At 67.4% G+C, this 13,096-nt stretch carries 13 protein-coding genes; 3 read left to right on the top strand and 10 right to left on the bottom strand.

Translation table 11 applies throughout. The features are described 5' to 3' along the window. Positions 1-35: 35 nt before the first annotated feature. On the bottom strand, positions 36-1,625 hold the full coding sequence (locus F468_RS0104840; RefSeq protein WP_018138695.1) for a dynamin family protein: 1,590 nt from the start codon (positions 1,623-1,625) through the stop codon (positions 36-38). A gap of 214 nt (positions 1,626-1,839) precedes the next feature. Further along, a complete protein-coding gene (locus F468_RS0104835; protein ID WP_018138694.1) occupies positions 1,840-2,553 on the bottom strand; it encodes a hypothetical protein in 714 nt (237 codons plus the stop codon). On the opposite strand from F468_RS0104835, the gene F468_RS14765 reads away from it, so the two are divergent. Further along, positions 2,552-3,343 carry a hypothetical protein gene (locus F468_RS14765; RefSeq protein ID WP_018994693.1) on the top strand — a complete coding sequence of 264 codons (792 nt, stop codon included), beginning with the start codon at positions 2,552-2,554 and terminating at the stop codon, positions 3,341-3,343. The two genes, F468_RS0104835 and F468_RS14765, sit on opposite strands and share 2 nt — an antisense overlap. 86 nt (positions 3,344-3,429) lie before the next feature. Here the strand turns inward: F468_RS14765 and F468_RS0104825 are convergent, their stop codons facing one another. The 5 genes from F468_RS0104825 to F468_RS0104805 form a co-directional block, all read right to left on the bottom strand. Beyond that, a complete protein-coding gene (locus F468_RS0104825; RefSeq protein WP_017925927.1) occupies positions 3,430-3,672 on the bottom strand; it encodes a hypothetical protein in 243 nt (80 codons plus the stop codon). A 523-nt stretch (positions 3,673-4,195) separates the two neighbouring features. Further along, positions 4,196-4,996, bottom strand: a complete 801-nt coding sequence (locus F468_RS0104820) for a hypothetical protein (protein WP_018138691.1) — start codon at positions 4,994-4,996, stop codon at positions 4,196-4,198. A gap of 1 nt (position 4,997) precedes the next feature. Beyond that, complete coding sequence (locus F468_RS0104815; protein ID WP_018994692.1) at positions 4,998-6,041, bottom strand: glycosyltransferase family 4 protein; 1,044 nt, start codon at positions 6,039-6,041, stop codon at positions 4,998-5,000. 3 nt (positions 6,042-6,044) lie between these two features. Continuing rightward, the gene (locus tag F468_RS0104810) at positions 6,045-6,443 is read right to left on the bottom strand and encodes a 6-carboxytetrahydropterin synthase (protein ID WP_018138689.1); all 399 of its coding nucleotides are present in this window, start codon (positions 6,441-6,443) and stop codon (positions 6,045-6,047) included. A 31-nt stretch (positions 6,444-6,474) separates the two neighbouring features. Continuing rightward, on the bottom strand, positions 6,475-7,452 hold the full coding sequence (locus tag F468_RS0104805) for a zinc-binding alcohol dehydrogenase (protein ID WP_018138688.1): 978 nt from the start codon (positions 7,450-7,452) through the stop codon (positions 6,475-6,477). Positions 7,453-7,562: 110 nt separating this feature from the next. On the opposite strand from F468_RS0104805, the gene F468_RS0104800 reads away from it, so the two are divergent. Together F468_RS0104800 and F468_RS0104795 are read left to right on the top strand one after the other, a co-directional pair. After that, a complete protein-coding gene (locus F468_RS0104800; RefSeq protein WP_018138687.1) occupies positions 7,563-8,339 on the top strand; it encodes a CDP-alcohol phosphatidyltransferase family protein in 777 nt (258 codons plus the stop codon). Then, positions 8,336-8,950, top strand: coding sequence for a YceI family protein (locus tag F468_RS0104795; protein ID WP_018994691.1), 615 nt, complete (start codon positions 8,336-8,338; stop codon positions 8,948-8,950). The genes F468_RS0104800 and F468_RS0104795 overlap by 4 nt, the downstream gene beginning before the upstream one ends. 15 nt (positions 8,951-8,965) lie before the next feature. Here the strand turns inward: F468_RS0104795 and F468_RS0104790 are convergent, their stop codons facing one another. From F468_RS0104790 to F468_RS0104780, 3 genes are all read right to left on the bottom strand, one after another. Further along, the gene (locus tag F468_RS0104790; RefSeq protein WP_018138685.1) at positions 8,966-10,324 is read right to left on the bottom strand and encodes a YhjD/YihY/BrkB family envelope integrity protein; all 1,359 of its coding nucleotides are present in this window, start codon (positions 10,322-10,324) and stop codon (positions 8,966-8,968) included. 36 nt (positions 10,325-10,360) lie between these two features. Continuing rightward, complete coding sequence (locus F468_RS0104785) at positions 10,361-10,993, bottom strand: YdbL family protein (protein WP_038048915.1); 633 nt, start codon at positions 10,991-10,993, stop codon at positions 10,361-10,363. An 86-nt stretch (positions 10,994-11,079) separates the two neighbouring features. Next, positions 11,080-13,080, bottom strand: coding sequence for a hypothetical protein (locus tag F468_RS0104780; RefSeq protein WP_018994689.1), 2,001 nt, complete (start codon positions 13,078-13,080; stop codon positions 11,080-11,082). Positions 13,081-13,096 lie beyond the last annotated feature (16 nt).

Here is a 13,096-nt window from a genome sequence, read left to right as displayed (position 1 = left end):
ACTAAACAAGGAAACGCCGCTCGGCGTCCTCCTGACTAACGCGCTTCGGGGCGCTCCGCGGTCAGGTCCCCTGGCGTCTCGGCGGCCGCTGACTGATGTACAGCATCACCGGTCGACTCCGATACAGTATCCGATTGTGCCTGTTCTGCCGAGCGATGCACATCGGCAGCCGAGGCTCGGCCCCCCGTACGCGATACGGGCCGGGCATCGACGAACTGGTTGTTCAGGCGCTGGATATAGGCCTCGGCGCGATCGCGCAACGCATGCAGGCGGCCGATCTTGCGCCGTCCCAGGCCCAGCGGTGCGCGACGCAGCATCCAGCGCCACGGGCGCGTGTTCTTTTCGAAAGCCGCCCGCCAGTTACCGGCGGCCGACTCGGTCGGCAGCGTGCGCGCGATGCGCCGGGCGATCCAGCGGCGGTTAAAGAAGTGGAGCCCGGCCAGCACAAGGACCAATACAACAATGCCGGTCGACGTCCAGATCGGGTGCTCGCCCATCGACGCCCAGGCCGAACCGTCCATCCAGGGCCCGAATCCGCCCGCCGTGTTGTACCCGATCACACCCAGGATCACGGCAATCACCGCAAACATGGCGGCATCGAACTGAAACACCCGCCGCCGCCACCGCTCCAGTGCCCTTCGCAGTGCAGGCAACGCATCCATTTCGATGGATTCGGCGATCGCCTGCAGCGAGCCGAGGATACGATACGAGCGTGACGAGCTGATTTCCTGGATCTTCTCGTGGATCTCCGCGCGATCACGCTGCGACTTTTCCTCGTAGCGTTCGCGCACCTGCTCGTCGCCGATCTCGACCCCGGCGCTCTCGTTGAACATGCAGTAGAAACGGCCAGTGGCATTCCCCTGGCGAACGACCGCACGTTGCCAGGCGGAGACGACCTCCTCCAGGTTGTCCTCGCGCCAGGTGGTATCGATCTGGTTGAGCACGAACACCAGCTTGTTGAAGTCGTTGCGCTCGGCAACCCGATTAACCAGGTGCTCCAGCGTATCGCGCATCGCGCCCGGCTCCGGGTGCCGCGCATCGAAGAAGACAACCACCAGGTCCGACAGATCGATGATGTGGTCGGTCAGTTGCAGGATCGTCGCACGCTGCTCGTCGGCGTCGAACCCGGGCGAGTCGATCAGGATACGCCCGCGCAGGCGCTCGGAGTTGGCCGTCTTCATCGCCAGGAAATGGTCCACCGTACGGCCACCACCATCGGTGATGCGCTCGATCTCGTCGGACACGCGGTAGAACGGGAAGCGCGGATCGCCGTCCAGCGCCAGCCCCGGAAGCTCCTGCACCCGCTCGCTGCCGCCGTAGCTGATGACCGTGAATTTGTCGTCCACCGCCTGCGAACCACTGCGCTGCACGGTGGTGCCGACGTACTCGTTGATGAACGTCGACTTGCCCGACGAGAACGTGCCCAGCACCGCGATCATCGGCCACCAGGAGATCGTAAAGGCGTAAGAATCCTCCTGAGGATTCAACAGTCCCGAGGCGTAGCCGACTCGATCCAGATCACGGAAGGGGTCGACAACCCCTTTGAGGACTGGATTTTCTTCGGCGAGGCGATCGCTCAGCAGCTTGAGCTGCTTGCGCACGCGGCGACCAGGACGATTAAACATGGGGACTCCGTTGCGGCGGCGGCCACCCGGCAGACACAGCTACTCCGTGCCCGGACGCCTCCGCGATGTGAATTGGCTCCATTCATCATACCCATTGCGCCCACGCCTGTGTGGTCCGCGGTATGGGTTACGACCCCGGGAAACGCTGGCGATCCAGCGTTTCCCTCACAAAGGTTCGAAAACGCCGAAGAAACGCTTACTGGCTCACGTTCTTCTATCGATACTCATCCAGGTGCGCCGCACCCTCCTCATGATGACGGTCGTAAACCGGGGCGAGGCGCTCGATCATACGCTGCCGCTCGCTCTCGGGCAGCACCTTGAGGGCACCTTCCCAGGCATCCATCGCGGCCCCGAAATCGCGCATGGCAAACAACGCGTTGCCGAGCTCGCCATACAGATCCGCACGTTGCACCGAATCCTTAGGCAGCGCCTCCAGCCCCTCGCGCAGTACCGCTACCGCCGCGCGCGGTCCCGCACGCCAGTAGGCATCACGCCCAGCCTGCAGAGCCGCCTGGGCAGACTGCGCGGCACGCTCGGCGTCCACCTCGACCGCTGCATCACCTTCGAACGCGGGCTCGCGCTCGGTAGCCAGGTCGGCAGCCGCCTCATCCTCCGCGTCCTCCTGAACGTACGGCTGATCATGCGCAGCCCCGGTCATGGGATCGGGGTCCCCCTCGTCATCGAGTTCACGGGCCGGGCCAGGGCGAACATCGTCCTCCGTGGCTTCATCCTTCGCGGCTGCCTCGTCCTGCGCATCGGCATCGTCGGCGGGCACTGCGTCGGCCTGCTCGGCGGTCTCGTCCTCGGGGACCGCCTCGGCGCTCGGGGCCAGCACGTCACGTGCCGACCAGGCGATGAACCAGAGCACGATCACGATCACGATGAAGTAGCGGTTGATAAAGCTGCGCGGCTTGTCTGCGTTATCCATGCGTCACCTTTCGATTTACCTTCCAGTTCAATCCTACATCCTCTGTAGCGGCCGGTCCGCACCGCGCGTTATTCGCCCGGAACGGTCAATCGTTCATCTCCGGGGTCAGGTCAGTGTCGTCGTCAAAGGACGGTTCATCACCCATACCACCCTCGGTAGGGGGAGGATCGCCGGGGCCATCCCCGCTGGCCCCACCCGGGGGCTCGGCATCACGAGGGGGCATGCCCTGACCACCCGGCGGCTGGCCCTGGGGCGGTTGCCCTTGCGGAGGCTGGCCCTGAGGTGGCTGACCCTGCGGAGGCTGGCCCTGAGGCGGTTGCCCTTGGGGCGGCTGGCCCTGCGGCCCTTGTCCTGGCGGCGCGCCCTGCGGGTCACGACCTTGGGGATCACGCGCGCCCGGGGGCTCGCCCGGCTCGACATCGCGCTGCTGCGGGTCTCGTTGCTGCGGCGGCTCGCCCTGCCCCGGCATTCCGCCTCGGTCCTGCCCAGGCGGCGGTGCACCGCCCGGGGTACCGCCCGGAGGCGCTCCACCCGGGGGACCCCCTGGCTCGCCACCCGGAGGGGCACCGCCAGCCGGGCCACCCGGGTCGCCACCCGAACCACCACCAGGTGCCTGGGCTTGATCCAGACCGTGGCCCCGCTCGCTCTCAAAGGCGGGGCGCTCACCCAGACCGGTAGGCCCGGAGTAAGGCGCAAGGCCAGAGTTGTCGCCAGGTGCGTACTGCGCGGAAACGGCGAAGGGGACGGCCATCAGGGCGCCAAAGACCCCGGCCTTGAGAAGACTGCGTGACTGGCTCATGACGAAACCTCCGTCGGAGCTGACTATGTGAATTCGGGGCTGGACGAACGCCCGGCCCCCGTAGGTCGCGCCAGGGTTCAGGATCCGTTGGCGTCGTCTTGCTGCTCTTGCATGGCCTCGCGGTGACGGCGCATTTCCTCGCGATAGACCTCGCGCGCGCGCTCCGCAGCCTGGCGGTGTGCTTCGCGCATTTTTTCGTGCTCGGCCTGGCGTTCGCGCATGTGCTCGCGCATCGCCTCGCGGTCCTCGGGATCGAAGTCCGGGTCAAAGTCGCGCATGCGCTCCTTCCCGCCGGGGCCATACGGCATGCCGTACTGCATCGGCCCGCCGTGATAGGGACCGTGATGTGGCCGCTGGCCGTAACCGGGACCATAGCCGTACCCGTAGCCATAGCCGTAACCAGGCCCGTAGCCATGCCCGGAACCATGGGGGCCCGAACCCATGGGCCCGTACATCATGCCTCTATGGCCAGCCCCCCGGGGGCCTTGACCATACGGCCCCGGGACCGCCTCTCGATGCATCATGCCCGGCCCGCCAGGATGTCCACCCTGACCGTGCATTCCCGGGTAGCCATAGGGACCGGGGATAGTGGGCGCGTGCATGGCACCCGGCCTGTCAGACGCGGAATCTGCATCCTGGGCCAGCGCCGGCCCCGCCAGTAGCAGGCCGGCAACGCATGCAAAACCCCAAAAAAAGTGTTGTGGTCGTTTCATGTTTTGGGCTCCTTCTCCAGGCGCCGCCAGATTCAACCGCCATGCGGGATTCCGGCGAACTGCACGTTCTCCTCAAGGCGTGTGACAACACAATCGCCGCAGTTACTCCCGCCAATTACACGAGGGCAGATCAGTGTTTCCCTAACACCAGCATATCGCAGTGCCCAACGCTCAGATGCACCCGCCCGTCCGCGATATCCCTGACTCGGGAACGCGCCCAGTCCTGGAACAATGGACGACCCTGCGGCTCCATCTCGGCCGCCGCCTCCGCCCAGCCTCCGATCAGGGCAGCCGCAAGCGCCGCCTGGCCCTGCCCCAGCTGCCAGTCACTGGTCTCGGTGATCACGCGAAGGCCGTTGGCGGTCAAGGCTCGAGCACAATAAGCCGCAGCCTCGGGCCCCAGGGCCGGGCCAAAGCCCTTGTCCGTGCGCTGATGGCGATTCACCGCATTACGCACGCGCTCGTCGGCCGCATGCGGGTGACTCCACTCGATACGCCCATCGTAGCTGAGCGCGAACAGCGCCGGGACCGGCCATTCGGTCAGCGTGATCACCAGGCGGTCGAGCCAGCTCGCCGAGACCAGATCCAGCAGGGCGGACGCCGTCACCAAACCTGCATCCGGCGGGACCGGGGGTGGGGCACCCGAGAAATCGAGCACCTGCGGGGTGACGGTAACGGCCCCGTCCGGCGCTGAGATCGTCGCCAGCAAGTCGGCGTCGTGATCCACCAGGGTCCAGTTCTGCGGCCCGGTCAGGCGCGGTGCCAGATAGCGCAGGTTGGAACCGGCCCCGCTACCTAGATCCAAGACCTGCAGGGGTGTCTTGCACCCCGCAAGCGCGTCGTTTAAGGGCCCGAGCAGGGATTCCGGCCGGGCCGCATGATCCGCCGGTTCGCGCAGAGCCAGCCAGTCTCCGGCAAAGCGCTCGGCCATCTCAGGCCACCTCCAGCCACAGAGCCAGACGACGGGCACCCTCCGTCCAGCCCGGTAGAGACTCGGCATGCGCGCGACCCGCGCGGCCCATGCCCCGACGCTGTTCGGCGTCGCACAGCAGACTCCCCAGTGCCCGGCGCAAGGCCTCCACGTCCCCGGGCGGCACCAGCAGGCCCGCAGTCTCCGGCACGGTCTGGGGGATGGCGCCCCCCGTGGTCCCAACGACCGGCAGGCCGCGCATCATTGCCTCGGTAAAGGCCATGCCGAAACCCTCGTAGGCGCTCGGCAGCACGAAGATCGAGGCCTGGTCATAGAGCTCCGCCAAGCCCTCGTGTGTCAGCACTCCCGGGGCCGAGATTCGCGCATCCAGACCACTCTCGGCAATGGCAGCACGCACAGCGGCCGTGTAGTCCGGATCGCGATCCATGGCACCAGCCAGCTCGGCCCGCCAGGACCGATCGCGCAGGCCGGACAGCGCGCGCACCAGCTCGAGCTGTCCCTTGCGGGGCACCCAGGCGGCCACGCACAACAGCACCGGCACCTCATCCTCCGGGCCACGGGCCAGCGGCGCCGGTTCCACGCCAGGCGGGATACTGCAAAGGCGTTCGGACGGCACACCCCAGTCGGCCACCTGCGCCCGCGTGTAGTCACTGGTCACGACCACCCGCGAGGCGAGGGCCACGGCCGCACGTTCCGACTCGAGGAGTTCCTGGGAGCGCGCAGACGCAAGCCCCACCTCCAGGCCCAGCGGGTGATGCATCAGGTAGACGAGCCGCAGGCGCCCTGCGTGACGCCGCAAGGTGGCGGGATGCGCACCCGCGGCCAGTCCGTCGACCAGCACCCGCATGCCATCCGGAAAGCTCGCCAGGGCCTCTTCGAGGGCCCGTTCCGCGCGCGCATCAGGCCCGGGGAACTCGCCCTCCAGCTCGCGCAGCTCGACCCGCCAGCCCTGCTCGCGCAGCCCGGCGATCATGCGCGCGTCGTAGCGGTACCCGCCCGTGGGCTGGTCCAGTGCCCCCGGGACCACGAAACCAAGCTCGGGCATATCTCAGGGAGCGCCCTCGTAGCTCGCCCAGGCCACATGGGACTCGTGTAGCGTCACCGCGACGGCGTCCAGTCCCCGGGCCGACTCACCGAGTTCCCCCTGGGCGATGGCCTGCGCCACGCGCTGGTGGATCGCATGAGCGAGAAATTCGGTGGTCGTGTTCTGACCACGGAAGTCTTCACGATCGTCGAGGTTCTGGTAATTGAGCTCGGCCAGGATGGCCCGCAGGACCTCGCTTGCCCGGCCGATATCCACCACCAGCCCATCGGCATCCAGTGCCACGCGGCGGAAGGTCACGTCCACCACATAGGTGGCGCCGTGCAGGTTCTGCGCCGGACCAAACGTGTCGCCGGAGAAACTATGGGCGATCATGAAGTGGTCACGGACATTCAGGCTGTACATGCGGTTTCCTTGCGCGTTTGGGTGAGCAGGATCAGTAGCGAATTCGGTGGCACAGCGTACGGTCCGCCTCTGGCCCTGTCACCCGCTGCATCACGGCCGGGAGATTGGCAAACGCATCCTCACCGGTAATCAGGCCGTCCAGTGCCGGGTCATCAAGCAGTGCGAGTGCGAGCGCCAGCCGGCGACGGTAATCCCAGCGCGACGACCGCTCGGGCGGGATGCGCCCGACCTGCGAGCTGCGCAAGGTCAAGCGACGCGCGTGAAAGCCCTCCCCCAGCGGCAGATCCACGCCTGCGTCACCGTACCAGCTCATCTCCACCACCCGCGCCTCGACACCCGCCAAGCTCAGCGCCTGGCGCAGGCCAGCCGGGTTTCCACTGGCATGCACCACGAGGTCCAGGTCCTGCAAGGAGGCGGCCTGCTCCGGGGTCAGAAGGGCCAGGCCCAGTGCGGCACAGATGTCTTCGCGCGCAGGGTTGGGGTCGATCACGGAGACCTCGGTTCCGGGAATCCTTCGCAACAACCAGGCGGCGAGCAGGCCCACCACACCCGCGCCGATCACGGCGATGCGATCCCCGGGGCCGGCGGCGCTGTCCCAGACCGCGTTGATCGCCGTCTCCATGTTGGCCGCCAGCACGGCACGCTCGGCCGGGACGCCCGCCGGCACCGGCACTACAGCCTGGGTCGGAACAACATAGTCGGACTGGTGCGGGTGCAGGCAGAACACCATCTGCCCCGCCCCGGGGCCCTCGACGACGTCGCCGACACTGATATAGCCGTACTTGACCGGCGCCGGGAATTCGCCCGCCTGAAAAGGCGCGCGCATCGCGGCGTACTGGCTGGGGGGGACGCGGCCATGAAACACCAGAGACTCGGTCCCGCGGCTGATCGCGGAATAGTGGCTGCGCACCCGCACCTCGTCGACACCGGGTGCCTCCAGGGGCTCATCACGCAGCTCGCCCTGGCCCGGCCCGGTGACCCAGAAGGCGGTGGCAGAGGGAGCGCTCATGGAGCGGTTCGATCATCGTCAAACATAGGGCCAGTGTGGTCGATGGTCGTGATTCCCGGCAACTCGCGGGCGTTTCCACCGTGTTTCCCCGAGGCGACTACACTCGAGCCATGGATTCCACGCTGAGCTCCAACCGCTGGCCGGAACGCGCGCGCACGGGCCTGCGCACCTGGGCGCGGGACTGGGCGCTGGCCGGCGCGGGCGGGCTCGTACTCTCCGCACTGCTGGGCTGGCAGATCGGTGCCGTGGCCGCCCTGCTGGTCGCACACGCAGGGATCTGGATCCTGCTGGGGCTGATGCTGGTCCTGAACACTCCGCAGGGCGGTCTGACCGATGCGCACCGCGGACCCGGCCCGGCCAACCGTGTAACGCTGGCCCGTGCTGCCATCGCCACGCCCCTGGGGGCGCTCGTCCTGACCTCGGGCGCGGTCCCCGGCACCACTGTCATGCTGTGGATCCTGGGCCTGGCCGGAGCGGCCCTGATCCTGGACGGCGTGGATGGTGCCGTTGCCCGCCGCACAAACAGTCGCACGGCCTTCGGCGCCCGCTTTGACATGGAACTGGACGCGGCCATCATCCTCGTCCTCTCGATTCTGGTCTGGTGGATGACCGCGGTCGGGGCCTGGGTCGTGCTGATCGGTGCCATGCGCTATCTGTTCCTGGGTGCGCAGCGCATCTGGCCCTGGCTGGGCGCGGACCTGCCCCCGAGCCGGCGGCGCCAGACGGTCTGCGTACTACAGACCGGCGTACTCCTGGTCGCCCTGCTCCCGAGCCTGCCCCCGATGGCGGCGATCGCCGTCGCCCTGGCGGGGCTTGCGGCCCTGACCAGCTCGTTCGCCACCGACATCCACTGGCTACACCGTCATCGTCCCGGAGGTTCGACATGATCCACGCCCGCACCCCACGCTCCCTGCTCCTGGCCGGTCTGCTGGCCCTGGCCCTCCCCGTTTCCGCGCTGGCCCAGGCCGATCGCTGGGAGATCGACCCGGAACACTTCGCGGTCGGCTTTCTGGTGGATCACGCCGGCTACGCCAAGGTTCTGGGCATGTTTCTGGAGGCCGAGGGCGAATTCACCTTCGATCCGCAGACGCGGGAGCTGCGCGAAGGGTATTTCGTCGTGCAGACCGACAGCGTGTTCACCAACCACGAGGAACGCGACGACCACCTGCGCAGCGACGACTTCCTGAACGTCGCGGAATACCCGGAGATGCGCTTCACCGCGACCCAGTACGAGCCCACCGGCGACGACACCGGACGCCTGACCGGCGACCTGGAGCTGCTGGGCGAGACCCACCCGGTGACCCTGGACGTCACGATCAACAAGGTCGGTCGCTATCCGTTTCCGCTCGGTGGGGTGTTCGGACGGCCCTACGTGCTGGGCGCCTCGATGCGCGGCAGCTTCGACCGCTCGGACTTCGGCATGACCTATGGCCTGACGCGCGACATCGTGGGTGACGAGATCGAACTGATCATCGAATTCGAGGCCCAGCGCCAGTAAGCCCGGCGCCGGGAATCAGGTGGCCGCCGCTGCGGCCCCCTCGCTTTTCAACAGGTCGCGCAGCGTACGCCCGTCCAGGCGGTCACGGCGTGCGGTCTCCAGTTCCTCCAGCGTGGCCTCGACTGCCGGGTCGCCCTGCAAACGGCGCAGGGCGCGGGCATCTGCATCCTGGCGCAGGGCCTCCAGGATCTCGTCCACCCGGATCCGCTCGAGATCACGGCCCGGCACATAACAGGTGGCATCGGTGCCGGCCCGCACCAGCAGGCCCGCCGACTCGAGCGCCTGCGCGACCTCGCCCAGGGCATTGCCCGGCACTGACAGGTCATGCGCCACATGGTCCAGTGTTGGCGGCGAGCGGCCGTCGAGGAAACGCTGACCCACCTGCTGCATCAGATGCAGGCCCATGCGTTCACGCGCCGCGCCGGACAGGCGCAGGCGCAGGCCGCGCACCGTCATGTACTCGGGGTGCTGTACGTAGAAGGCCACATTGGCCCCGATCAGCAGGATCAGCCAGGCCAGATAGATCCAGATCAGCAACAGGATCATGATCGCGAAGCCCGAATAGATCGCGTCATAGCGAGTGGAACCGGCCACCATGGTCGCGAACCCCCAGCCCACGCTCTGCCACAGCAAGCCGGCCACAACAGCCCCAACCAGGGCCGGGAACAACCGTACTCGAGTGTTTGGCACAAACACGTAGATGAAAGTGAACGCGGCCATGATCAATAGATACGGAACCATGCGCGAGGCGCCAGTGATCAGCGTGCCGAACGGCTCGATCCCGGCCAGAGTCTGCATGGCCGTGGTGGACATCACCGTCGCGGTGATACCCAGGGCGGAGACCACCAGGAGCGGACCAATCAGGATCACCGACAGGTAGTTGGAGAAGCGCTGGGCGAAGTTGCGACTGTTCTCGACCCGCCAGATGGTGTTGAACGCCAGTTCAATCTTCTGCACCAGCGCGATCACGGTGTAGACGAGGAACAGCAGACCGACAAAACCGAGGACGCCGACCCGCATGTTGTCGACGAATTCGATCACGTTGTTCGCGATCTCGACCCCCTGCTCCCCCAGCGGCTCGAGAAACCCGAGCACCACCGGCTCGACTGCGTTGTGCGCGCCGAAGGCCTTGAGTACGGAGAACGACAACGCGATCAGCGGGACGATGGACAGCAGCGTGGTATAGACCAGACTCATCGCGCGCAGCGTGAGCTGGCCTTCCTTGGCCTCGTGCACGATCGCGCCCGCACCCCGCACGATCCCGAGCAGCAGGGCCTTCCAGCGCGGGAGCCGCGTCAGGTCGGTATCCTGCACCAGCGATACCAGACGCTGGCGCTGGGCCTCGATGCGTTCGGCCAGCGTCAGCGCCGGCACGAACCACTCCCTGTGCCTGGCAGGCTCATGAGCGGGCTATTTTTGCTGCCACTGGCCGTTGCGGTCCTGGTACCAGTAACCGGAGGGCGCCTCTTCCACCCAGACCCGGGCGAAGGTCTCGCGAATCCGGTCTTCCCAGTCCGGGCGGTCGTTCGCGCGCGCGATCTCGCGGTAAAGCGAGTCGCGGTCCGAGTTTTCCTCGCTCACCAGCCGCTGCACGGTACTGCGATCGCGCAGCGGAACCTCGGACAAATCACGGATCACCACATCGGCGTTGCGCCCAAAGCCGATTGCCCCGCTGCGAAAATGCGGCGCGAGCTGCGGCGCCCGCTCGCGCATGGAGGCGCGGATACGGTTGATCCCGGGGGTCTGGATCTGCAGGTCGGGGCTCTGCGCGGAGGCCGGGCTCACCAGTCGATCCAGCACCCAGGCCAGCACCGGCAGGTTGGCGTTTGCCGGGTTGTTGCGCGGCATCAGCATCGCACCGGGCTCGGCTTCAGACGACGCTTCCGGCTCCCGGGTACCCTCCTCGACCTGCAGCGCGTCGCGCACGATCGCGCGCGCCGCCTCCTCGGCCGCGGCCGTCGGGAAATAGATATTGATGGTCACGCAGCCCGCCATCAGAGCGAACACCAGCGCCAATCCCGGAACACTCCATAAAGCCTTCATGCCGTACTTCCCTTGTCGAGGCGGTTCAACCCGCATGATGCCCAATCTACACCAACACCCTGAACGGTAACCAAACGCCAAGCCGCTTATTGCACCACCGGGCCATCTCCGGCCTGGATGGTCGCCAGGCGGTTGATTAGTTCGGGCCAGTCGACCCGGCGGTTGTAGCCAATCACCTGAATCTGCGGGATGCCCCCGCCCTGCACCAGCACGAAGCCGCTATCCGGACGGTCGGCCACGCCGGAGGCGGTGCAGACCTCGCCACGCAACTCGCAGCGAAACCCGAGACGGCGGTAGCTGAAGTTCTCGAACACCCGCAGGAAGACCGACGAAGCCGCGGCCTGCAGCCCTCCGCCCAGCTCGGTGATGTTCTCCACCGCCCGCTGGCTGATCCGTCGGCGCCCGCGATCACGCTCCGGCGTCATCAACTCCAGATCCATGCGCACCGGCGACCAGTCCACCATCACCAGATCGCGCACATGCCCGGAGATACGGCCCTGGACGCGACCGAAGTCGAACGCCTGCGTCAACGGATCCAGATCCAGCCGCTGGATCTCGGCCGACAGGCCCAGCTCCGGGGCATAGCCCAGCAGGTCGTGGATATACACATCGCGCAACACCACCTCGCCGTTGAACACCTGGACCAGCAAACGGCCATCGACGTTCAGATCCCCCCGCTCGTAGCGCACCCGGGGGATCATGCCGGCCAACCGCCCGGAGAATCGCGGCCAGCCCAGCACCTCGGTCAGTGGCTCCAGACTGATCGCGCGGATACCACCCTCGAAACGCACATCCGGTCCTGCGTCGGTCTGGCGCAACTCGAAGGCCCCGACCCGCAACCCGCCATCGAAGATCGGGATCTCGGTTTCGGCCAGCAGCTCCATGCCGGCTGGCAGGGCCCGGACCTGCGCCTCGAACGCATCGAACGGCAGCCCATACAGATGCGCGGCATCCAACGCGAAGGTCCCGGGGCTGCCCGCCTCGTCCGCCGACCAGTCAAGTGCCCCGCGCGCACCGGCCAGGCCGAAACGCCCCCGCCGGTCGCTGGCATCCAGTTCCGCCCACTCGAGATCCGCGCGCCGGGGCTGCGAGCCCGCCAGCTCCACATGCCCTGCGATCTGCCCCCCGGTGGCCAGATCGCCGAGTACCGTCCCGGCCAGCCAGGGCGCCAACAAGGAATCGTAGACTGGGGCGAGCGCATGGACCCGCCCGTGAAATACGCCATCCAGCCCCGCCTCCGGATCGTAGGCCACCGCCTCGCCGCGAGCCTCCAGCGCAGCGCCGTAGCGCAGACCCAGGACATCCATCCGGAACGTCAGGGGCCCGGGGTCTCCCTCCAACCCATTGAGGGAAATCTCCACCGGCCCCTCGTCGTCCAGGTCCACAAACCACGGGTCGATGTAGATCACGCCACCCTCCAGGGCGAGATCCAGGTCCCAGCGCGTGCCGTCCCCGGACAACTGCGCCTGGCCGCGCAGTTCCTCGCCGGCCTGCAGGCCCAGCGGATCGCTGAACGCAACATCTTCCAACCCCAGACGTGCGGTGAGCCGGCCATCCGGACGCAACCGCAGATCGAGGTCCGCCCGTCCCCCGTCGACGGCGACGGGGAGTTCCAGAGGCAAGCGGTCGAATGCGGCCAGCGCCTGGAGATCCAATCCTCGCAACCGGGCATCGACATCCCAGCCGCGTTCGGGGGCGAAATCCGCGCGCAGGCTCCCGCGCCCGCCGAACCAACCGGGCCAGTCCCCAGCCAGTCGGAGATCGCCGCTGTCGCGGCCCCAGGCCAGCGACAGGGGGTGCCCGTCCAGTCGCAGGTCGCCCGAGCGTCCCCACAGACGCGCGTCGTCACAGACCACCTCGCGCCGGGTCAGGCGCAGCTCGGTACATTCCACCCGCGCGGCCGTCAGGGTGCCCACCGGCTCCGGCAGCTCGATGCGCTCGGCACGCAGCTCGAGGCTCAGGCGCCCGTCACGCCAGCCAATGCGGGGGCTCAGCCCCTCGGCGCTTAGGGCCTCGTGCATCAGCGATTCGATGTTCAGATCGGCCCCAAAAGACACATCGGACTCGGCCAGCACTGGAAACGGCATCGCCACGATGCCGCCC

The organism is Thioalkalivibrio sp. ALJ2 (assembly GCF_000378325.1).
GTDB lineage: Bacteria > Pseudomonadota > Gammaproteobacteria > Ectothiorhodospirales > Ectothiorhodospiraceae > Thioalkalivibrio.
The sequence above is the reverse complement of the archived record's forward strand: the minus strand, read 5'-3'. Positions and strand labels throughout refer to the sequence as shown.